21 protein-coding genes are annotated in these 21,890 nt (G+C 38.1%); 4 read left to right on the top strand and 17 right to left on the bottom strand.

The annotated features are described in order from the left end of the window. Positions 1-8 precede the first annotated feature (8 nt). On the top strand, positions 9-452 hold the full coding sequence (locus NST93_RS15215) for a DUF948 domain-containing protein (RefSeq protein ID WP_405098478.1): 444 nt from the start codon (positions 9-11) through the stop codon (positions 450-452). A 41-nt stretch (positions 453-493) separates the two neighbouring features. Here the strand turns inward: NST93_RS15215 and NST93_RS15210 are convergent, their stop codons facing one another. From NST93_RS15210 to NST93_RS15200, 3 genes are read right to left on the bottom strand one after another with little or no spacing between them, the layout of a single operon-like run. Further along, positions 494-730 (bottom strand): hypothetical protein, encoded by a 237-nt coding sequence (locus tag NST93_RS15210; protein WP_405098476.1) that lies wholly within the window; start codon positions 728-730, stop codon positions 494-496. Further along, entirely contained in the window at positions 720-1,178 is a 459-nt protein-coding gene (locus NST93_RS15205) for a DUF948 domain-containing protein (protein WP_405098474.1), read from the bottom strand. The genes NST93_RS15210 and NST93_RS15205 overlap by 11 nt, the downstream gene beginning before the upstream one ends. Positions 1,179-1,180: 2 nt before the next feature. Continuing rightward, complete coding sequence (locus tag NST93_RS15200; RefSeq protein ID WP_405098472.1) at positions 1,181-1,660, bottom strand: DUF948 domain-containing protein; 480 nt, start codon at positions 1,658-1,660, stop codon at positions 1,181-1,183. A gap of 326 nt (positions 1,661-1,986) precedes the next feature. On the opposite strand from NST93_RS15200, the gene NST93_RS15195 reads away from it, so the two are divergent. Then, positions 1,987-2,838, top strand: coding sequence for a YihY/virulence factor BrkB family protein (locus tag NST93_RS15195; RefSeq protein WP_405098470.1), 852 nt, complete (start codon positions 1,987-1,989; stop codon positions 2,836-2,838). A gap of 114 nt (positions 2,839-2,952) precedes the next feature. Here NST93_RS15195 and NST93_RS15190 read toward each other — a convergent pair whose 3' ends face one another. The 11 genes from NST93_RS15190 to NST93_RS15140 all read right to left on the bottom strand — a co-directional run bounded on the left by NST93_RS15190 (position 2,953) and on the right by NST93_RS15140 (position 16,639). Beyond that, positions 2,953-4,191 carry an efflux RND transporter periplasmic adaptor subunit gene (locus tag NST93_RS15190; protein WP_405098468.1) on the bottom strand — a complete coding sequence of 413 codons (1,239 nt, stop codon included), beginning with the start codon at positions 4,189-4,191 and terminating at the stop codon, positions 2,953-2,955. Then, the gene (locus tag NST93_RS15185; protein ID WP_405098466.1) at positions 4,188-4,862 is read right to left on the bottom strand and encodes a hypothetical protein; all 675 of its coding nucleotides are present in this window, start codon (positions 4,860-4,862) and stop codon (positions 4,188-4,190) included. The genes NST93_RS15190 and NST93_RS15185 overlap by 4 nt, the downstream gene beginning before the upstream one ends. Positions 4,863-5,062: 200 nt before the next feature. Next, the gene (locus NST93_RS15180) at positions 5,063-6,538 is read right to left on the bottom strand and encodes a gluconokinase (RefSeq protein WP_405098464.1); all 1,476 of its coding nucleotides are present in this window, start codon (positions 6,536-6,538) and stop codon (positions 5,063-5,065) included. A gap of 149 nt (positions 6,539-6,687) precedes the next feature. Next, complete coding sequence (locus NST93_RS15175; protein WP_405098462.1) at positions 6,688-7,458, bottom strand: SDR family oxidoreductase; 771 nt, start codon at positions 7,456-7,458, stop codon at positions 6,688-6,690. Between the two features lie 69 nt (positions 7,459-7,527). Then, complete coding sequence (locus NST93_RS15170) at positions 7,528-8,796, bottom strand: lactate racemase domain-containing protein (protein WP_405098460.1); 1,269 nt, start codon at positions 8,794-8,796, stop codon at positions 7,528-7,530. 314 nt (positions 8,797-9,110) lie between these two features. After that, entirely contained in the window at positions 9,111-10,391 is a 1,281-nt protein-coding gene (locus NST93_RS15165) for a TRAP transporter large permease (RefSeq protein WP_405098458.1), read from the bottom strand. A gap of 3 nt (positions 10,392-10,394) precedes the next feature. Then, complete coding sequence (locus NST93_RS15160; RefSeq protein ID WP_405098456.1) at positions 10,395-10,892, bottom strand: TRAP transporter small permease; 498 nt, start codon at positions 10,890-10,892, stop codon at positions 10,395-10,397. A 56-nt stretch (positions 10,893-10,948) separates the two neighbouring features. Then, on the bottom strand, positions 10,949-11,941 hold the full coding sequence (locus NST93_RS15155) for a TRAP transporter substrate-binding protein (protein WP_405098454.1): 993 nt from the start codon (positions 11,939-11,941) through the stop codon (positions 10,949-10,951). A 170-nt stretch (positions 11,942-12,111) separates the two neighbouring features. Further along, positions 12,112-13,515 (bottom strand): glucuronate isomerase, encoded by a 1,404-nt coding sequence (uxaC, locus tag NST93_RS15150; RefSeq protein ID WP_405098452.1) that lies wholly within the window; start codon positions 13,513-13,515, stop codon positions 12,112-12,114. 52 nt (positions 13,516-13,567) lie between these two features. Continuing rightward, positions 13,568-15,061: a tagaturonate epimerase family protein gene (locus NST93_RS15145; RefSeq protein WP_405098450.1), complete on the bottom strand. Its 1,494-nt coding sequence runs from the start codon at positions 15,059-15,061 to the stop codon at positions 13,568-13,570. Between the two features lie 213 nt (positions 15,062-15,274). Beyond that, entirely contained in the window at positions 15,275-16,639 is a 1,365-nt protein-coding gene (locus NST93_RS15140) for a hypothetical protein (protein ID WP_405098448.1), read from the bottom strand. Between the two features lie 414 nt (positions 16,640-17,053). Here NST93_RS15140 and NST93_RS15135 point away from each other — a divergent pair, with 414 nt between their 5' ends. Further along, the gene (locus NST93_RS15135; protein WP_405098446.1) at positions 17,054-18,220 is read left to right on the top strand and encodes an ROK family protein; all 1,167 of its coding nucleotides are present in this window, start codon (positions 17,054-17,056) and stop codon (positions 18,218-18,220) included. A gap of 58 nt (positions 18,221-18,278) precedes the next feature. Here NST93_RS15135 and gndA read toward each other — a convergent pair whose 3' ends face one another. After that, positions 18,279-19,685 (bottom strand): NADP-dependent phosphogluconate dehydrogenase, encoded by a 1,407-nt coding sequence (gene gndA / locus NST93_RS15130; protein ID WP_405098444.1) that lies wholly within the window; start codon positions 19,683-19,685, stop codon positions 18,279-18,281. Positions 19,686-19,941: 256 nt separating this feature from the next. Between gndA and NST93_RS15125 the strand changes: the two genes are divergently transcribed. After that, the gene (locus NST93_RS15125) at positions 19,942-20,334 is read left to right on the top strand and encodes a thiol-disulfide oxidoreductase DCC family protein (RefSeq protein ID WP_405098442.1); all 393 of its coding nucleotides are present in this window, start codon (positions 19,942-19,944) and stop codon (positions 20,332-20,334) included. Between the two features lie 36 nt (positions 20,335-20,370). On the opposite strand, the gene modB is transcribed toward NST93_RS15125, so the two are convergent. Together modB and modA are read right to left on the bottom strand one after the other, a co-directional pair. Further along, positions 20,371-21,066, bottom strand: a complete 696-nt coding sequence (gene modB, locus NST93_RS15120) for a molybdate ABC transporter permease subunit (protein WP_405098440.1) — start codon at positions 21,064-21,066, stop codon at positions 20,371-20,373. After that, positions 21,047-21,871, bottom strand: a complete 825-nt coding sequence (gene modA / locus NST93_RS15115; RefSeq protein ID WP_405098438.1) for a molybdate ABC transporter substrate-binding protein — start codon at positions 21,869-21,871, stop codon at positions 21,047-21,049. Before modA ends, modB begins: the two co-directional genes overlap by 20 nt. Positions 21,872-21,890 lie beyond the last annotated feature (19 nt).

Raw genomic sequence — 21,890 nt, 5'->3', positions numbered from 1 at the left:
GTAATCGTATGATTTGGGTAGGAATTGGACTAATCATTATTGGGCTTGCCTTGCTAGCCTTAGCAGGAATACTAATAAGGCCATTGCTAAAGGCTTCTGCAGTATTAGATGATCTAAAGAAGACCACTAAGGACTTACCGCAGACAGTAAAGGAGGTAACAACTCAGGTAAACGGTGCCTTAAACACTGGTGTTGATACCCTTCAACAGGTAAACACGCAATTAAAGGAACTCACACCAATTTTCTATCTTGTTGGTGATGTGGGACGCGCAACACAGCAGCTTTCCTCCCATATGGTTCATGCAGTGGAAAACTTCGAAGAAAGAGAAACAGCAAGCTTTGCAAGCCGAAAGAATCTTGAGGGCTTATATGGTGCGTTAACATTAGGTGCAATGATTTTTCAAAAGGCAAGAGAATTTAACAGTGAAAGAAAGATTGTTGACGAACAGTAATCACGTGTGTTTTTCTTATCTATTATAAAAAAGGCGTTATCCTATAGGATAACGCCTTTTTTATTCGCAGTATCTTCTGCTTCTTGTTTTATTGTTTGAATTGTATGTGCACGTATTTCTCCGTCCGTGTACAGCTTATTTTCAACTTTTTTCATCTTATCTGCAAGACTAGGCTGATCGGCATTATAATCCCGGCGCTGTATAATGAATGCTGCTGCTATCCCAGCAATAGCTCCACCTAATAACGCACCAATTGGGTTATCTTTTTTAGTTTCCACCAGTAAATTCTCCTTCAGACCTGTCTTTCTTCATTTGCTGACGTTTTTTCAGCCAATAATAACCTAATGCAAAGGAGCCATACACACCGCCAAGGTTATTCTTTCCAGCAAGTTCTTTACCAGTTTCACTTTTTGTTTTCATTGAATCCGTTACATCTACCAGTGAAGAAGTCAGCTTTCTTGTTGCATTGCCTACGTCACCGACAATATAAAAAAGCGGGCTTAATTGCTCCATTTTTTCATTTACATCTGCCAATGTATGATTGCTCTCACGTATGATATTTCCCGTTTCCTTCATTACATCATCCATTTGTTTTGGCAGCTGCTGTACAGTTTTATCAATTCCTCCCAGGATCCCAGCTAAATTATTTAATGTGTGTCCAAGGAAAATTGCTAAAATTAGAAATGCAATCCCTATTAATAATACACCTACACCTACTAATGTCATGTTTATCCCTCTCTCCCTGTTACTTCCGTAATTTCATTTCTATCGCGAATAATAATTTCATTCTTTACATCATTTTTATTTCCCTGCCAGCTGGAATATAATTGAACAGCAACTTCGCTCCACTTAATGCCTTCAATAAACGGCTTTACCTTACGATCCATCTCCTCATCCGTTAATTTCCCAAAACGATTCTGAAATGCCTCATTTGCCGAGCTAATTGATGTGCCAAAATCCTCTACCGCATCAAATATACTCCCTGTTGCCAACGCTTTCTCTTCGACATCTTCTATTAATTTATCTGTTTCCCGAATCGTTTCTGTTAATTGTGGCGTAATATAAGTCAATTGTTTCTCCACATCAATCATTGTCGTTCCTAAAGACTTCATTGTATTAGATACACGCTTCAGGACAAAGCAAAGATAGGCTGCAACTAGCGCAAATGCAACTGCTACAAATAAAATACTGAGATAAATTAGTTCCATATGTAATATTCCCTCCTTTGGCATCCTTTTATAGCGCAAACGATAAACAGATGTTCAGATAGAAAATAACAAACCTTCTAAACAACCTTTATAAATAATGATATAGAAATATTATACCACTAGTTCATTGAATTAAAACTTTTAAAAACCTGCAAGCCAAAAATCAAACCAGTGTCCTTTAAAAACTTCAAACAACTTAGACCGCATAGCCATTGTTCATATCTCATCTTCTTTTAACTAAGATTAAATTACTTCAAGCAGGGTATATAGTTTACACAATAGATGAATGAAACAGCTAATTATAGAAGCTGGAAACGGAGGCTATCATGGATAAACTAAAAAGCAATATAAAAGTTTTCATGGGAAAATTCAATGAACATAATACCACACTGCTAGCTGCATCTCTGGCATATTACTTTCTTTTAGCTATTTTCCCTTTATTGATTGTCGGATTTGCAATTATCCCTTACCTTAATATTTCACCGGATGAAGCAATGGACTTCTTCTCTGAGCTTTTACCAGGTGAAATTGCCTCACTCTTTCAGGAGAATATTATCAGCCTTGTTCAAACACCTCGCGGCGGCTTGCTGACAATCGGTATTATTGGTGCACTCTGGTCAGCATCAAGTGGGATTAATGCATTTATTCAAGCAGTAAATGAAGCATTTGATGTAGAAGAAACACGTTCGTTTATCAAGGTCAAATTAATTTCTCTTGCACTTACTGTATGTATGATTGTCACTGTCATAATTGCAATATTGCTGCCAATCTTTGGAGATGTCATTTTGCGTTTTGTAAGCTCGATTACAGGTATAAGTGCTGGTACAGAGATATTATTACATGTACTTCGCTGGATAATCAGTGTGGTCGCACTAACAGCATTTATTATGCTGCTATATCGTGTCGCTCCAAACAAGAAATTGCCATTCAAGCATATTATACCCGGATCACTTATCGCTAGTCTGCTTTGGCTAATTATTTCTTTAGGTTTTTCAATCTATGTAAGCAATTTTGGAAATTACTCTGCAACCTATGGAAGTCTTGGTGGAATTATTATCCTAATGACTTGGTTCTTCCTGACTGGAATCATTTTACTAAGCGGCGCACTTCTCACCGTTTTCTATCATAAACGCCAAATTCGTCGGCAGCCAGACATTCACCGTGCAGCAAATATTTAAAGTTTAACACCGTCTTATCACAGGAAAGGTTTATATTTATCCTCCCCCCTGTTAGCTATGACTGGTTTAAAGAAATAAATAAAAGGGGCTGCCAACTGAGCAAGCCCCTTTCTCTCATCTTGAAAGTAAACCACTTATAAATGATTTTTTCCAATCAATATCTTTCCTATTAGCAGTTATGTGCCTTACTTCTTTCCACTTAATTGGCGTTATAAATGAAGCGCCGTCATACAATCGACTCTTCGGCTCCAAAGCTATAAGTTCCCCTGCATCCATTCCTGATTGAACTTCCATTTGCTGATTCTCTTGCATGCCGATCTTCACACGCTGTTTTTGAAGCAAACCACTAGCATCCATTCTCCAAACAGCTTTATCAACTAAAGCCACCTCGTCAATCGCCGTTACCCCTGTCACTTCTGCCAGTGTAATTGAAAGCAGACCATGGTATCCAGGGAGCAGCTCTATCTCACTCTCCGCTTCCATCTCCATTTGCGCAGTAAAAGGATACATACTCTCCTTATCTACACTCGCTTCCTCTTCAGGAGTATCTGCCAGCAATTCTACCATTCCAGTGAGCTCGGTTTCTTCCTCATTTAACATGAGCTCTGCTGTCATGCCTGCCTCTACAATTCCACGCTCTTTCTCACTTAAAGTTCCAACAGCATGTAATTCCTCACTGGCGATTAGGATAATTGGATCTGCTAATTGCTCTGATATATGCTGGACTTTCCCGCTATATGGGCTTTGAAAGGTTAATGTATCTCCTGTCGTTCGCAGCTCATCCAGCTGCTTTTCTTTGGATGCCACTTCAGATTGCTTGTGGCTTAGCTCCTTTTTCTTATCGAGTAAATATTGCTCTTTCATCAGTTGTGCATCAACCGATGTTTTTGGCAATTCAACAAAAATATCCTCTTCAGTAATTAATACAGAACCAGCGACATCGTAATTGCCATCTGGTATGGTATATTGCTCCATCTGCGTAATTGCTTGTTCAATCGCTGTAATTTCAGCCTTTATTTGATCAATCTGTGTTAAAAAATTTGCTTCCGTTTCATAATAATTATGAACCTGATAGGTAAATAAACCGTCACCAGCTGCTACCTCATCACCTATATTTACAAGAAATTCCTGAAATACACCTTGGCTTTCATCGAAAAATACCGGGTTTTCTTCTGCAGCATCCAATACGACAGGTTTTTCGAGCGTCTCCTTCAAGTCGGCAGTATAGCTTTTTGACCAATCATTAATATAGGATACTCGATCGATCTTTCCTTCTTTATCTACAGCAATCAACAGCACATTTAAACAAATAAATATAATAGATCCTAGCATTATCCAGCGGTTTCGCTTCATTCAAACCACCCACTTATTATGTAAATATCTGTCACTGCGATCGTAGCCGCAAATGCCCAGCCAATGATATGAAGCAAAATAATTACTAATAATATCGTTCTTGCTCTCACTTCGGAAAGTGCGTGTAGAAATCGATACACAAACCAAATAATCCATCCTTGAAATAAAGTTATTGCCCCAAAGAAATAAATAAACCACTCATTTTCTATAAGGTAAGAAAAAATAATACCAAGTGATAATGGAGTTACATACCAATCTAATCCAGCCAGCACGATAAGCGGAATCCAGATTAACCGTTCCAAAAGTAATACAACAAGAACAACTTGCTGCATGATGACAAGTTTTTGATACGGAATTTCAGTCAGCAAATAAAATAAAGCACTTGGAATAAACAACACCGCAGCAGCAAAGAGAATTCCATAAAGTACTCTCCCAGCCAAGAAGCCTATTTTACTTCCTCCATATTCCCCCGCTCCTAGTAATGTTGCGTCAATGGAAAGCAAATTGGAACCAATTCCTAAGTATGCCATCCACCCATATACAATAGCTGAAGCAAAGATTAATAGAATACTCGTTTTCCAAAAGTTTGATAATTTTTCAGCTCGCTTAATGCGATAGATATGATCCCCGATTGCAGTTAATAACTTAAATAGCTGAATGCGATAAGTCATGGATTCCCTTCCTTTTCATCGATAAATCATACTTTCTTTCATTTTACCTAATATAACATATAATTCCAATATGAAGTATTCATTTTTCTAATAATTAGGAATATAGACCTTGAATTATTGAAGTTTTAGGAGATTATTGCTAAAAATAGTGAAAAAGACTAGCAAATTGTCGAGAACAATATTTGCTAGTCTTTTATAAGTTACGCAAAAAATACCGATACTGCTTCTTTTAATTTGGCATATTTCTTAAAGATCTTCATGTATTCGGCATGTGCATCCATATTCGCAGTTACCTTCTTTTCCTTTGGCAGGTTTTCCTTAATTGCAGAAAATGAAGGAACTTCCTCAATTGCAACAAGTGCAGTCCATGCAGCTCCCCATGCAGCATTATGGTGCGTTTCTGAAAGATAAAGATCCTCACCTAAAATATCAGCTAAAATTTGTGACCATAGAAGTGATTGTGACAATCCTCCGTTCACTGTTATTTTTTTCGGCTTTCCAGCAAGTGATTCAAGTGATTGATTAATTTGGTAAATATTAAAAGCAATCCCTTCAAGCAAAGCTCTTACAAGCTGCTTCTTCGTATGTTCAATGCTTAACCCGTAGAAATTCCCTTTAGCCTTTTGATTCCATAAAGGTGCACGCTCTCCATTTATATAGGGAAGAAAGATAATCCCATCTGCTCCTCTTGCTACACCCTCTGCTTCACTGATTAATTCCGTATAGCTGCCATCATAGTCAATTAATTCTTTCAGCCATTGTAAAACGATTCCACCATTATTTGTTGGACCGCCAATTATAGACGTATCTGCAGAAAAAGCATAGGTGAAGGTTTCCATCTTTTTATTAATCGGTGCCCCATTAATAAATTGACGAATCGCACCACTTGTTCCAGCTGAAATATTTACTTCACCAGTTGAAGTTGCCCCACTCCCAAGATTCGCAAGTTGGCCATCCGCAGAACCGATAATAATTGGCAGTTCATCAGAAATCCCGAATTCCTCTGCAATTTCTGCCCGTAAACCGGTCAGCTTCCTTGTAGGTTCGACAACTTCAGATAACTGTTCCTCAGAGATTCCAGCAAGCTCGAGTGATTTCTTATCCCAAGTGAGGTTTTTGACATCAAACATCCCTGTTGACGATGCCATTGCATAATCGACAACACGCATATTAAACCAACGATATGTAAGATACTCTTTCATCGTCATAAAATAAGCTGCTTCCTTATATGGTGGAAACTTATTTTCTCTCATCCATATAAGCTTCACAAGGGGAGTCATCGGATGAATCGGTGTTCCTGTTCGCGCATAAATTTTACTGCCATTTCCATGGATTAATGCTTCTGCTTGTTTACTCGCACGACCATCAGACCAGATAAGCATATTAGACAATGCTTCACCCTGTTCATCTACACAGATTAAGGAATGCATCGCACATCCAATCCCTGTCGCTGCTATTTCAAACTCACTTTGATCCAGTTCATCAATTACCTGCCGCATTACTCTTCTAGCAGCAGCTTCAACTTCTACTGGATTTTGCTCTGCATAGCCTTCTTCCGGATAATAAGTTGTGATCAGTTCCTCAGCTATTGCGTGGTGCTTCCCTTTATAGTCAAAGGCTACCGCTTTGACACCTGTTGTTCCGATATCTAAACCAATTACTAATTTTTTTTTCATCGTTCTCATCCTTTATTAAAGAGCTAAGCCTTTTTCATCGCCATTTCAACAAAAGGAAAGGCTTTGAAGGTGCGCACTTCCCTCAAAGCCTTCTTCTTTTTCATTATTACTATTCACTATTCCATATTATTGATGAAAGCATGACTTTACTAAATTGTCATACTTCCATACCCGCCGTCTACTCTTAAAAATGTACCCGTCACAAATGAAGATGCTTTATTTGATGCGAGATACACTACAGCACCTTGCAATTCTTCCGCTTCACCAAAACGATCCATTGGCGTATGGCGCATAATATCAGCAATTCTATCTTCGTCCAAAATCTTACGGTTCTGTTCTGCCGGGAAGAACCCTGGAACGATTGCATTTACACGTATACCATGTGGTGCAAATTCACGGGCTAAGTATTGTGTAACACTATTCACGCCTGCCTTCGAAGCGGAATAAGTAAACACTCTTGATAAAGGAGGTCCAGCTGATGCTGAAGAAATATTAATGATACTTCCCTCGCGCCCTTGATCAATCATTTTTTGTGCAAATACCTGTGTCGTAAATACAAGACCCTTTAAGTTAACAGACATAATATCATCCCATTCTTCAGGTGAAATATCGAAAAATGGTGTCGAACTATTTTTTCCAGGTGCATTAAGGAGAATATCCCAGCCTCCTGACCATGCTTCAATTTCATTCGCTGCAGCAGAAACTGTGTCAAGTTTACTTACATCAGCATAGAATGCCTCTGCTTCTCCACCTTCTGCTTTGATTTCTTCAACTATTTCCTTTGCTGTTTCTAAGTTACGCCCAACAATAGCAACCTTGGCACCTTGGTTCGCAAGGCCCTTTGCCATCGCGCTTCCTAATGTACTGTTTCCCCCAATTGCTACAGCTGTTTTACCTGTTAAATCAAATAAGTTTGTCATTGTATTCCCCAGCCTTTCCATATATTAAGAGCTCAAAAAGCGGAATGAGATCACATTTTGAACACTTTATTAGAATAAATTACCTTCTTCATCAAAGTCTAATTCATAAACATCCGAAACCTGTTCAAGACTTGGATGTTCGTTCACGTGATCAAGCAATGTTTCAGAAACCTCAATTTCAATCAACTGCAGGGTGTTCTTGATACGGACAACAGTTACTTTATTAAAATCAAGGATATTGGCTGTTTTAATTGCTGCCTGGTAGGCTTGACGATCATTTTCCAATGTTGTTGAGATATGTGTTGGTCCAACAACTGTCGACGTTAGCCCATTCGCATACGTACCATGACGATCCATCTTATTTACAAGACGCTCTGTCGTGAAGTCAGCGGTACCACAGCCATTCCCATTCCCTTCAGATTCTGGTGTTAAATCAAGTACAGCCATTTTAGTCACTTCTGGGCCGCCATAAGCATATGGAGTCGGGTATCGTCCGGTAATATTCGGGTCCATCCCATCGCCACTAATGTTCTTACCAATCTCATCGATAATTAATACATCAATCTTACCGAAGTGCAGTTTCGGCAGCAGGTTCTTAGCAAGCTTCTGCAACTCAATCTCCCGCTCCTCAATTTCTTCTGGCTTAAGCACAGCAATTTCAGCGACTTTATCAAATGGATTCTCAACTGTTGCAACTGCAAACAGAATCGGCATCTTTTCTAATGTTACTTTTGCCATTGCGGGAATATTTTCAGCCATATATTTAAATCCAAGCTGATGACACGCCTCAGCACCTTTTTGTTTCCCTAAACCGATGCTGATCATCTTCAAAATGCCACTCTCAACCGGCCCTCGGAATGCTGTATGGGGTTTGACACGGTTAATGACAACAATGCCATCCGCCTGTGAAGCAAGCTTATCAATGTAAACCGGCAAACCATTTTCTAGTTCGCCAATCTTCACTACTTCCATTGAAGAGCGAACTTCTGCACCAACGGTTTCCTCAGAAACTCCAAGGTGCTCAAGAACAGCTTTTTGTCCTTCAGCTGTTGCTCCGCCATGACTTCCCATTGATGGAACGATAAAAGGCTTTGCACCTAATTCCTTTAAGAAACTCACGGTTGTTTTTGTAATCTCAACAAGTTTGTCTGTTCCCCGGCTTCCTACAGCAAGAGCAATTTCCATGCCCGGCTTGACAAATTTCTTTACGTCTTCCGTTTCCAGCTCTTCGAGTAAAGCTTTAGGCACATCTTCAATCTTCGTATCATTAAAGGTCTGGCGTACCTTCGCCATTTTTGGAATTGGAATATCCTTCAGTAATTCATGGAGAATACCCATATTCTCCACCTCCTCATTTAGTCTGTCATTCCTGCTATAGGTTCACCCTATCTATCCTGTTTATTATCAATATGTGTAATCCCTTTCATTTGAAAGAGAAAAGCAGATATCCTCTTCGTAAACGACTTGAGTTAATTTATTTGGGCAATAAACTAATTGCATTTTAAGATTATCATTTTCAAGAAAGCACGTCAATAATAGAAGTATTTTGTCAAGGTGTGCCAATTAACTAAACCCTATTGCTGCTTCATACTTCAATGGTGCGGAAACACCACAAATCTCTGTTTTTCGACTTGTGGTGTTTTCTTGAAACATTATTGTCCAAACAGATTCGGTAAGAATAGGGACAATTGCGGAATAAATGTTACTAATAAAAGCACTATAATCATAATCCCATAGAAAGGGAACATCGCTTTTGCTGACTTTTCTATTGGTATTCGCCCAATTGCTGATCCTACAAATAATATCGAACCAACAGGAGGTGTTACAAGTCCAATACCTAATGCAAGCATCAACACAACTCCAAAGTGAACTGGATCCATGCCAACACTTGTTGCAACAGGCAGGAGAATTGGCGTTGTAATTAAAATAAGGGGAGCCATATCCATTACCATTCCTAATACCAGTAAAATAACAAGTATAATTAATATTGTTACCACATCATTTGGCGAGAAGGTTAATAATGCGTTTGAAACCAATGCAGGTACCTTTAATAAAGCGAGCAACCAGCCAAAAGCAGAAGAAGCTGAAATTAAAAATAGTACCATTGCTAACGTTCTAAATGTTTTTTCCAAAATTACTCCCATTCTTTTTAAAGGAATCTCCTTATAGACAAAGAATGTAATAATAAATGCGTATAGTGCAGCAATTGCGGCAGATTCAGTGGCGGTAAATATTCCACTTAAAATTCCACCCATGATAATAACAACTGTAAAGAGCCCTAACAAACCATCACGAACAATTTTAGGAATGTCTTCTCTTTTTATTGGCTCTCCCTTGGGATAGTTGCGTTTCACTGCAAGTACATAAGTTAAAACCATTATTGCTAAGCCAAGTATTAATCCCGGTCCAAGTCCGCCGACGAAAAGTGCACCAACTGAAACCCCGCCAGCTGCTGTTGAATAGATAATCATATTATGACTAGGAGGAATTAGCACTCCTTGGGTAGAACTGGAAATAGTAACTGCAACAGAATAATCTGTATCATACTTCTGCTTTTTCATCATCGGTATTAGGACAGAACCTAATGAAGAAGTATCTGCTAATGCTGAGCCGGAAATTCCACCAAAGAACGTACTTGTAAGTACGTTCACCATTGCCAGTCCACCTCGAATTTTTCCTATAATAACGTTTGCAAGGTTAATTAACCGTCTTGAAATTCCACCTTCGTTCATAATCTCTCCGGCAAGAATAAAGAAAGGTATTGCTAGAAGAGAAAAGGAATCCAATCCACCGACCATACGCTGCAGAAGTGCAGCCGGGTTAATTCCCATATAAAATCCAGTTAGTAGAGAAGCTATAATTAATGTAAGTGCAATTGGAACTCTAAATATCAATAGTAGAAAGAAGCTCCCAAACAAAATAAGTATCTCCATTTTTTACACCTCTTCTGCATCGTTGTAATCCTGATGCATACCTTTTATAAATAATAGGCTGATTCCGTACAATGTAATGTAAAATCCAGTTATTGGAATAACTGCATATTGCCAACTGCTGGATAGCCCAGTTCCCGGCATCAAGTTGTCTGACATTAAGATTGTAAAGGATGTTCCAAAATAGAGCATAATTATACCAAGGAATATCACAAGTATTTTAGCAAGATAATCAAAGAAATCCTGCACTTTACTAGGAAACTTTCCTACAATCAGTCCCAAAGCAATATGTAACTTTTCCTTAAAACCATAGGCGATTCCAAGGAAGCTCACCCATATGAAAAGTAATCTTGATACCTCTTCTGACCAAGACGGTGTGGTGCTGAAAATTTGTCGCGAAAATACTTGATAAATGATAATAATAATCATCACCGCTAACAGCGTTAATGCCGAGATTAAAAGCAGCTGATCAAGAATACGTTTTATTTGTTTTAAAGCCTTCACAATACTCCCCCCTTAGGATTTTGCCAGGAGCAGCAATCTCTCACTCTCCTATATTATTATTCAGACAATCGATCGATCCAGTCGCCATACAAGTCATCATATTTGTCATAGAGTGGCTGAACTGCGTCTCTCCACTCTTCTATGTCATTAATTTCAACTAATTCACTTCCGCCTTCGACAACTGCTTCTCTGGCTTCTTCCGTTAATTCTGCCCATGCTTCACGCTGAACCTCTACTGATTCTCTGGCCGCTTCAAGAAAACTTCCCTTATCCTCATCACTTAACGTATCCCACAAGCTTTGTGATGCCATTAGTAATTCAGGTGTTCCCGAATAGCCATTAACAGTAAAGTAATTTGCTACATTGTAATGATTCGAAGTAAAGTAGCTCGGGAAATTGTTCTCTGCCCCATCAATTACTCCCGTTTGCAGTGCTGAGAAAACTTCTCCGTATTCCATTGGTGTAGCCGAAGCTCCTAAAGCTTCAATGATTTCAATCGATAAAGCTGAGTTTTGCACACGGATTTTAAGCCCCTTCATATCTTCTGGTGATTCTAACGGACGCTTTGTATTGTAAATACTTCTTTCACCAGAATCGTAGTATGCTAAACCTACAAGATTTGAACCGTCTAATGTATCCAGTAACTCCTGGCCAACTTCACCATTTAATTTTTCCCATTTATCTTCTTCACTCTCAAACAAGAATGGCATAGAGAGCACACCTATCTCATCTGAAAGCTGTGTTACTGGTGTTACGTTCGTGCGCACTAAATCAATCGTTCCGATTTGAACTAATTCCAATGTGTCAGATTCCTCACCCAGTTGCCCACCTGAAAATACTTCAATTTTATAGCGCCCATCTGTCTTTTCCTCTACTAATCTCGCAAATTCCTTGTCTCCGATTGTAGTTGGATAATCATCTGGATGATTTTCAGCTAAACGCAATACGGTGGCCCCTTCACTTGAGCTTCCTGAAGCAGTCCCGCACCCCGTCAATAAAATAGAGAGCAGTGCAATTAAAACAAAAAATGATACCGCTTTCTTTTTCAAACGAATTACCCCCTGTCCCTTTATATGTATTAAAGATCGCTATCGCAGGTCATATACTGGATTACCTGCGATAACGCTGCAAAGTTAAATAGCTTAAAGTTCGTGAATAATCATTATTGTTTGTAAAGCAAACAAACTAAAAATTGACCATAAAGCTGGCAACCATTGTTTTATTCAAAATCAAAATAGCTTTTCGCATTATAGTATGAAATGCGCTGTACTATATCCCCTAAGAATTCAATATTATTTGGAACCTCTCCATTTTCTACCCATGATCCAATTAGAGAGCATACAATCCTTCTAAAGTATTCATGTCTTGGATAAGATAGAAAACTTCTTGAGTCTGTAAGCATTCCGATAAATTGACTAAACACACCAATATCTGCCAAGGTTTGCATTTGTGCGAGCATGCCAGCTTTTGTATCATTGAACCACCATGCCGTCCCGAATTGCATCTTGCCAGGAATTCCATCTCCCTGGAAGCTCCCAATGATTGAAGCAATTGTACTATTATCCTTAGGGTTTAAGGAATATAAAATTGTTTTTGGCAAATGATTATCTTTCTCCAGCATATCTAAAAGTTTAGCTAATGGCTTAGCAACTTCTCCATCGTTCATTGCATCGTAACCAGTATCTGGTCCTAATGTATGAAACATTCTTGTATTGTTGTTGCGCAAGGCATTAATATGGAATTGCATCACCCAGCCATGCTTCGCATACTGCTCACCAAGGTATTTTAAAGTCAGTGTCTTAAATTTCTTTTCATCGTCAAGTGACACTTTATTTCCTGCAACTGCTTTCTTAAAGGATTCTTCTACTTCCTCTATAGTTGCCTTAGCATACATCATTGTATCAATTGCGTGGTCAGAAACCCGACCGCCAATCGAATGAAAATACTCCACTCGATTTTTTAAGGCATTTTGGAAATCTTCATAGCTGTCGATCGTTTTATTTGCTGCTTGTTCCAGCTGTTTGATATAAGCAGAAAAACCATCACGATTAATCTCAAGTGCTTTATCTGGACGAAAACCCGGAACAACCTTAACGGAAAATTCCCCTTCATCAGTCAGCTGCTTATGAAACTCCAAATTGTCAATCGGATCATCTGTTGTACAAACCACTTTTACATTCGATTTCTCAATAAAGTCTCTTGCGCCAAAACCATCTGTATTCAATAATTTATTCACTTTCTCCCAAATTTCCGGGGCAGTTGTTTCATTTAATTCCTCATGAATTCCAAAGAAACGCTGCAATTCTAAATGTGTCCAATGGTATAGCGGGTTTCCAATTAACATTGGTACTGTCTTTGCCCAGGAAAGAAATTTATCGTAGTCACTGGCATCCCCGGTTACATACTTCTCTTCTATCCCGTTTGCTCTCATTGCACGCCATTTATAATGATCACCATATAACCAAACCTCGGTAATATTCTTATATGTTTTATTTTCATAAATTTCCTTTGGATCAAGATGGCAATGATAATCAATAATTGGCATTTCCTTTGCATAATCATGATATAGCTTCCGTGCAGTTTCATTTTCCAATAAAAAGTCTGAGTCCATAAAATTACGCATCCTTACACCCTCCATTATTTTGTCTACTCAAAAAACTAATTTTATTCATTTATTAAAATCCCAAAGTTGTGATATGTCTTCCAATATGCTTTACCAATGCTTTCCGATAAGCATCCTCTTGATGATGCAACGTTTGGAAGAATTCGTCTTTAAATAGATAATTACCTGTTTCATCTTCAGCAGTCAATAAAACACCATACGTTACATGAATTAATTGCCTTGCATTATCATCATTCATATATTCTGACAGTGCCTCATCCGGTACACTGTCTAATGGTTTAATTGCAGAAAAGTCAGGTGTAATATGATAGTACTGTAAAGCTTCCTCTATATTTTCAGTTGCATATGCGTGCATGCGGCGGTAGAGTTTTGGATTCGTTTCAGCGATAACGCGCATTGCTTCCAGCCAGTTTGTCCCTGCCGTTTTAATATGAAGAACACCTTCTGTATACTTTGCAATGATTGGGAATACAGAGAATTTGTCACTTCCTGAGTGGATACTGAGTTTATATCCAAAATGCTTCGCTATTAAAGCATGTTCTGCTAATTCAACTTCAAATTGTTCCATATCCCCAATATAGTCAATCCCCTTTTGGAATTCGCCGCAGAATCTTGGAGCCAAGCTTGCTGCCTTTACTCCACGCTCCCTCAATTCATTCGCCACAAAGAAATGCTCTGCCGGCAATGTAATTGTTTCTGTTTCATCAATAGAGATCTCAAAGTCAAATTCTCTGTCAAGCTTGCTAATATACGTCTTATACACATGATCGATATAAGAAATCGCTTCATCATAGACCAAGACATTTTTCATAAGTGTCTCTTTGTCAAAGATAATAACAAGCTCACCAATTTCAAAGGTTTTATCTAAATATTGCTGTTCATAATAAGTTTGTTTCTCTTTTGGCAGACTATTGTATGCCCTTTCAATTTTCTCAATTGGAGCATGATCGATTCCCTTTTTAATCTGGTCTGAGCAGTCCAAAGTGAGCATTGAAATACCCAGTTCAAGCGCATACGCAATGTCTTTCTCTTCTTTTATATGGTCTCCATCCGCTCCGAACCCGTCTTTATACCCCTCTTGGAACACTGCAAAACATGCAGCATCAATCATTTCAGGCATTGTTCTATTTATCAATGTAAGCTCGCGAATACTTTGTTGTGCTAAAATTGGCTTGATATGATGCTTCCGAATTGTTTCAATGTGTCCAGGCGATGCAATCCCTAAACGATCTCCAAGTCCCATTGTGGAAACCTTTGTGCCAAAAGCTCTGGGTACCGTGTATTCAAAATATGCATTTAGCACCAGCCGGTTTTCATGTGTTAATGGCGCGGCCTTGCAATTACTATCTACTACCTCCCCACTTAATTCATCAAATAATTTACCGTCTCCAGCTGCCAGAATGTATTTCTCTGCGCCCAAGCGAACCATGATTAGATTAACATTTTCATAAGTTTCCAAGGATTTTTCATATACTTTTACATCTCTATTACTCTGAGAGACTTTTCCCGCTTTCAGCAACTCAAAGATTGGTTTTAGCTGTTCCATCCCCTGAACATCTCCTTAAATAATATGATTTGCACACCCATTGACAGCGATTACACTTTTATCAAATGAAAATATTAGTAATTAACAGAATTAACAACGTTGTTAATCCATAATAAACTATTTCTCCAAATAGAACAACCCATATTATTTCATTTTTTCATGGGCGAGTATCTCCACCTCTCTCAAGAATGGAGAGACCCTTTTTCTTTCTGCCTACAGCAGCAAGTATGCTATTACAGAGCCAATCCCGCCATATAATAGTGCATAGGGCATATTGCTGATTGTAATCTTGTATGGATTCTGATTGATATTCATTGATGTCAATTGAACAACCAGCCCATAAGAACCTACAGTGAGCGTAGCAGTTGCACTTGTTGCCAAAACAATAGCGACACTGATAGGATTCATTACGTCGAGTAATGCTGTGATTACTCCGCCTAATATTCCCATTGTTGCAATTGGATGAACACCAAACATACTCATGGCTATAAAGATAATTTGAATACTTATAAAAATAACCAATGGATAGTCAATAAACATTAAAATCGGCCGCTGAATGACTTCTAAAAAAACTGTTCCACTTATACTATTTGCAAAGAAAGCCAATCCAATAAATAGAACAATAAAATTCTGCATTGTATTAGTCTTTTGCTTCCAAGTTCTCCATCCAATAGTCCAAAAACTCCTTGCCCGGCCCATCACCCATGCCCAAATAAATGCAAATGGGAAAATTAAAATCGTCACCGTAAATATAAAATCAAGATCAAACAGGCTTCCTATCACAATCACAAGCGTTAAGAAGATAATGAGCGCTGTCATTAAGTGGATAACCTTCTTCATAATTTCCTTCATGTTCACATTGGTTTCTGCGGTCTTCCTATAGGTGTATTTCTTATAATGCAATCTTCCCCAAACAGAATCCATTGTAAAAGTTATCGCTACAATAAGAAGGAGCCATGGCAACAAAGAAACATAATCAACGCCTGTCATAAAGATCGACACAGCTAATAAAATCTCCAATGGACTCCATAATAATGCCAAGGTGAAACCGCGAAGTGTTGCCGTTCCAATAAAAGAGTTTCTAACTTTCTTATTTAGAGAACTTAAATTATCCTTCAACACATCTTGTGAAATAGAAGCAGCAGATAAATTTAAGAAAGCTGCTAATGTTAATGTTGTGATTGAGCTGCGCGGGTAAAGTTTACCTAAGTCAGAAGCATTTACATTCAGCAATTTATTTAAATTCCGGTCAAATCTTCCGCTCCTAACAACACTGTTCATCCACGGCAGCATTGCTAATAGAGTAAGCAGCGACATATTTGAAGTAAGTAACTCTGGAATTTTTACCATCGGTTGTCCTGACATGAAAAACACAATTCCTCCGACTAAAATAAATGCACCACCTAATATTCTAAAAAGAGATGAAGCCCCAACGACTGAAACGATGAGCATAAGAATAGCTAAAATTCCTATAAGATAGTTAAGGGTATTACTTTCAATAAAAACATTAATAATATGCAGTATAAATACACTAGAATAAAAGATATACAAGTAGTTGAAAAGCGGATTCTTTTTCATTTTCTCCTCCTCAAAAATTCTTTCTCTAAAAATAACAGCAATAGAATTACTTTTGGAATTTCATGAATATTTACTTGAATATCAAACAAATAATGATTATATATGTAAAAATGAACGATAGCAAGAACATTCACAATAAAGTATATTAATTCTATATTACTTAATTACCTTTTAAAGTATAAAGGATACATCCTTCTCTTCTTGTTAAAGAAGTAAAACAGATAAATAGATTTCAATTTATTTGTTTTTTGATATAATAGAGTAAATTTAAAATGTCACCTTTATGTAAGCCTTTACAAATCAGTTACTTTTTACATAAACTTATTTTTTTGTACATTTTTATTATTTGTTTGGCAAACAAATAATAAAAATGCTAAAGGTAGCATCTTTTCGTTTAAAAGGGGAGGAAGTAAGATGGTTACAGGGGATGGAGCATATATAAAAAAGATAAACAGAAGTTTAATTTTACAAAAGATAATAGAACATCGATTTATTTCCAGAGCGGAATTATCTAAGATAACCGGTTTAAACAAAGCAACAATCTCTGTTCAGGTCTCTGATTTGCTTGAAGAAAAACTTGTTCGTGAAACGCAGCAAGAACATAATTCTGTTGGCAGACGTCCGATTATGCTTTCGATAAATGGGAATGCTGGTTATGTACTGGGAATTGACCTTGATTATAAGAAAGTAAGATATAGAATAGCTGATTTACAGGGGAATATGATTGAGACGGAAATTTACAAACTTGAAACAGAAAACTATGAGGAAATTGTCCAGATTCTTATTAAGCAAATTAAAACATTTAAGAATAGGTATTCCCAATGCGATTATGGACTTATACAAACCATTATCGGCGTTCATGGTACAGTAAATAATGACTATTCTATTCTGTTTGTTCCTCGATTTGAGTGGCGCAATAAAAATCTAAAAGCAGATCTGGAAGATGCGTTGGATATTTCCATTTTAATTGAGAATACTGCAAATCTTTCTGTTTACGCGGAAAGAGTATACCATCATCATCATAGCAATAATTTGTTATCTATCACACTTAGCTCAGGTATTGGTGCAGGCATTATGAATAATGGAAAGCTCGTAAAAGGGTATGATGGCTATGCCGGTGAAATCGGTCATATGATTATCTCTCCATATGGAAAGAAGTGTAAATGCGGGAATCACGGCTGTTGGGAACTCTATGCAGCTGAGCCGGTCATCTTTTCCAGTCTTATGGAAAAGCTTGATCTTCCAAGTTTAACCTACCATGACTTAAAACAGCTGATTAATGAAAATGATACGATAACATGTGAAGAAATGAAGAAATTCATCAGTTCTGTTTCTATTGGACTCAATAATATGATCAACTTTTATAACCCAGAAACATTGGTTTTAAATAGTGAGGTACTGCACTTATATCCAAATGTGGTCGAGGAGATTAAAAAGAACCTTCATTCGTCAGTCAGCGTCTACAAAAAAATTGAACTGTCTGAGTTAGGTGTGTATGCAAGTGTACAGGGTGCTTGTGCCCTTGCAATTCAGAATTTCCTTGATGTTCAGGAAGTCATCTTTAAGCGTGATGACCAATAAATGCAGAAAGCAAAAAAGCGTGTGAAAGCCTAGCTAAGCTTTCACACGCCTATTTCTCTTAGAACCAGTTTGTATGGAATGTACCTGGTTTGTCTTTACGTTCATACGTATGTGCACCAAAATAGTCACGTTGTGCTTGAATTAAATTCGCTGGTAAATCCTCAGCACGATAACTATCATAATAAGCAACCGCACTTGCAAACGTCGGAACAGCGATACCTTGCTTAATTGCAAGAGCAACCACTTCACGTAATGCCGTCTGATATCCTTCAACAACTTCTTTAAAGTATGGATCAAGCATTAAGTTGGCTAATGCTGGGTCACGATCATATGCTTCTTTAATCTTTTGCAGGAAGTTTGCACGGATAATACAGCCTCCACGCCAAATCATTGCAATTTCGCCAAATTCCAGATTCCAATCGTTTTCCTCTGAAGCTGCACGCATTTGTGCAAAACCTTGTGCATAAGATACAATTTTACTCATATATAAAGCTTTACGCACTGCTTCAATCAGATCTTCACGGTTTCCTTCGTATTGCACTGTTTCTGGTCCAGATAATACCTTGCTTGCTGCCACACGCTCGTCCTTCAAGGAAGAAATAAAGCGTGCGAATACAGATTCTGTAATAAGCGGAAGCGGAACACCAAGGTCTAAAGCATTCTTACTTGTCCACTTACCTGTACCCTTTTGACCAGCTTTATCCATAATTACTTCTACTAGTGCTTTACCTGTCTCTTCATCTTTCTTCGTGAAAATATCTGCAGTAATCTCAATCAGGTAACTGTCGAGCTCTCCTTTATTCCATTCCGTAAATACTTGACTTAATTCTTCTGCTTCCATGCCAAGCACATGTTTTAAAATAAAATATGCTTCACCAATTAATTGCATGTCACCATATTCAATTCCGTTATGAACCATCTTCACAAAATGCCCTGCACCGTTTGGTCCAATATAAGTTACACATGGGTCTCCATCAACTTTTGCTGAAATCGCTTCAAAGATTGGTGCTACTAATTCATATGCTTCCTTCTGACCACCAGGCATTAAAGATGGCCCATTAAGTGCGCCTTCTTCACCACCGGAAACTCCTGTTCCGATAAAGTGAATCCCTGTTTCATCAAGCATTTTATTACGACGCATTGTATCCTCATACAATGTATTGCCGCCGTCTATTAGAATATCGCCTTCTTCTAAGTATGGCTGTAAAGACTCAATCGTTGCATCTGTAGCTGGTCCAGCCTTTACCATCAGAAGAATCTTTCGTGGCTTTTCCAGTGAATTAACAAATTCCTCAATTGTTTCAGCACCTGCAACTTGTTTGCCCTTTGCTTCATTTGCTAAAAATGCTTCTGTTTTCTCGTAAGAACGGTTAAATACCGCTACTGAATAACCTCTGCTCTCAATGTTTAAAGCTAAGTTCTTTCCCATTACAGCTAGTCCAATTACACCAATTTGCTGCGCCATGTTGTATCATTTCCTCTCATATAGATTGGTTTCGAAATGAATCCATTTCATTATAACTAAATTTATAGTGAAGATAAAATAAAGTAACTCTTTACATATTTTTTACCACTTTACCTTAATTAATTTATCGAATAAACTAATTATACATCGTATAATTATTATGATATAGTTAGAACGACTATTTTACAAGTAGTTTCGCGAGACAGAAGATCTGTCTGCTTTACTGTCCCGCTCTCAAGTTTTAGGGGGTGTTTCGATGAACAGTATTATCTTATTCGATGGAGAATGTAATTTTTGCGATGCAAGTGTTCAATTTATCATTCAAAGAGATCAAAAAAAGCAGTTTAAGTTTGCTTCCCTCCAGGGTGAAGCTGGTCAAAAATTAATTAACAAATACAATTCACCAAAGAATATTGACAGCCTGATTCTATTGGAAAATAATAAAGTTTATTATAAGTCTACCGCTGCTCTCCGAATCGCAAAACAGCTTAAAGGAATGTGGAAATTACTTTATATCTTTCTTCTTGTACCGCCTAAAATTAGAGATGCACTCTATGACATTATAGCGAAAAACCGCTATAAATGGTTTGGGAAAAAGGACAGCTGCATGCTTCCCTCTCCGGAAATGCGCAGCCGGTTCTTAGATTAAATGGTACATCAGGAACAGATATTCTTTATTCTTATTCTAGTAACGAGCTTCTTGTCCGGCTTGAAGACGGATGAACATCAACATAAAAAATGAAATAACAATAATTGTCACTACCCATGTCCATGCGAGCATCATGTTGCCAGATTGCAAGGCAACATATATTGCTGTTGGCAATGTTTGTGTTCGCCCCGGGATATTCCCTGCAATCATTAGAGTTGCACCAAATTCTCCAAGTGCTCGTGCAAAGCTGAGGAGAGCCCCTGTGATTAAAGATGTGTAAGACAGTGGAATTGTTATTCTAATAAAGACTTGGATGCTATTCGCACCATCCACCTTTGCTGCATTTTCTATGTCCCTGTCAACATTTAAGAATCCAGCTTTTGCGGATTGGTACATGAGTGGAAAAGCAACTACTGTACTTGCTATCACTGCAGCATACCATGTAAAAATAATCGAATCATTAAAAACCCATTCAATAAAATCACCAACTATACTGTTATTCCCAAATAGAATCATCAGCAGAAATCCAATAACAGTTGGCGGTAATACTAGTGGCAGCATTAAGATTGTTTCTACTGCTGCTTTTCCTCTAAAACTCGCTCGGGCCATCCATCTTGCTGTTAATGTCGCACAAATAAATACTAAAACTAAACTAATTAAAGAAACCCGTAATGACAGAAGGACAGGTGTAACAAACTGCTCAACCGTGATGTTAATAGACAGCAAATCCATACTCCTCGAATACATTCCGTGCAGTATCGGTTTGTAAGTATTCATAAAAAGCTTTCACAGCATCTTCATTATCAGAATGATTCACGACCCCGACTGGATAAATGATGGATTCATGAGATTCAGCCGGTGCCGTATCTACTATTTCTACCTTTTCACTTATCATCGCGTCTGTTCGGTATACTGTTCCAGCATCAACATTTTTTGTTTCTACATATGTAAGCACTGCACGAACATCCTCAGCAAAGACCAACAATTCTTCCAGCTCTTCCATAATCCCCATCGACTTATATGCTTCTACGCTATATTTACCAGCCGGTACGGATTCCGGATTTCCAATCGCGATTTGTTTCGCATTGCTTAAATCATCAAAGGAAGTCACTGTTTTACTGCCTTTAGCTGTGATTAAAACTAATTCATTCGCAAGCAAGTTCAACGCATTTTCTTCATCAATGTAACCTTCTTCAACAACTGCCTGAAAGTCACTCGCAGAGGCTGAGAAGAACAGATCAACTGGCGCACCTTGCATTATCTGCTGTCTTAGCGCTCCAGAACCCCCAAAGTTATAATCAACTTGCACCCCTGGATTCTCTTCCGTAAATAAACGAGCAACATCGTTCAGTGCATCTGTAAGACTTGCTGCGGCAGATACTGTAATTATACTTTCCATTTCTTCCGAGGAAGTTCCGCCAGCATCCTCCTCCGTAACCGTTTCAGTGCTATTAGCATTGCCGCAGGCACCAATCAAGGCTAAAAGCATGCTTAATAGCAATATACTAAATAAACGAAAGCATTTCTTCCCTGCCACCTCTGCTTCCCCCTCTTCT

The sequence above is a fragment of the Oceanobacillus sp. FSL H7-0719 genome (genome assembly GCF_045040795.1).
Lineage (GTDB): Bacteria > Bacillota > Bacilli > Bacillales > Amphibacillaceae > Oceanobacillus.
Note: the sequence above shows the minus strand (reverse complement) of the source record. Positions and strands in the feature narration are given on the sequence as shown.

Bases quoted from the DNA above. Each gene is read 5' to 3' on its own strand.
- NST93_RS15215 (WP_405098478.1), top strand. From the start codon at position 9: ATGATTTGGGTAGGAATTGGACTAATCATTATTGGGCTTGCCTTGCTA.
- NST93_RS15205 (WP_405098474.1), bottom strand. From the start codon at position 1,178: ATGACATTAGTAGGTGTAGGTGTATTATTAATAGGGATTGCATTTCTA.
- NST93_RS15200 (WP_405098472.1), bottom strand. From the start codon at position 1,660: ATGGAACTAATTTATCTCAGTATTTTATTTGTAGCAGTTGCATTTGCG.
- NST93_RS15195 (WP_405098470.1), top strand. From the start codon at position 1,987: ATGGATAAACTAAAAAGCAATATAAAAGTTTTCATGGGAAAATTCAAT.
- NST93_RS15190 (WP_405098468.1), bottom strand. From the start codon at position 4,191: ATGAAGCGAAACCGCTGGATAATGCTAGGATCTATTATATTTATTTGT.
- NST93_RS15185 (WP_405098466.1), bottom strand. From the start codon at position 4,862: ATGACTTATCGCATTCAGCTATTTAAGTTATTAACTGCAATCGGGGAT.
- NST93_RS15180 (WP_405098464.1), bottom strand. From the start codon at position 6,538: ATGAAAAAAAAATTAGTAATTGGTTTAGATATCGGAACAACAGGTGTC.
- NST93_RS15175 (WP_405098462.1), bottom strand. From the start codon at position 7,458: ATGACAAACTTATTTGATTTAACAGGTAAAACAGCTGTAGCAATTGGG.
- NST93_RS15170 (WP_405098460.1), bottom strand. From the start codon at position 8,796: ATGGGTATTCTCCATGAATTACTGAAGGATATTCCAATTCCAAAAATG.
- NST93_RS15165 (WP_405098458.1), bottom strand. From the start codon at position 10,391: ATGGAGATACTTATTTTGTTTGGGAGCTTCTTTCTACTATTGATATTT.
- uxaC (WP_405098452.1), bottom strand. From the start codon at position 13,515: ATGCGTAATTTTATGGACTCAGACTTTTTATTGGAAAATGAAACTGCA.
- NST93_RS15145 (WP_405098450.1), bottom strand. From the start codon at position 15,061: ATGGAACAGCTAAAACCAATCTTTGAGTTGCTGAAAGCGGGAAAAGTC.
- NST93_RS15140 (WP_405098448.1), bottom strand. From the start codon at position 16,639: ATGAAAAAGAATCCGCTTTTCAACTACTTGTATATCTTTTATTCTAGT.
- NST93_RS15135 (WP_405098446.1), top strand. From the start codon at position 17,054: ATGGTTACAGGGGATGGAGCATATATAAAAAAGATAAACAGAAGTTTA.
- gndA (WP_405098444.1), bottom strand. From the start codon at position 19,685: ATGGCGCAGCAAATTGGTGTAATTGGACTAGCTGTAATGGGAAAGAAC.
- NST93_RS15125 (WP_405098442.1), top strand. From the start codon at position 19,942: ATGAACAGTATTATCTTATTCGATGGAGAATGTAATTTTTGCGATGCA.
- modB (WP_405098440.1), bottom strand. From the start codon at position 21,066: ATGGATTTGCTGTCTATTAACATCACGGTTGAGCAGTTTGTTACACCT.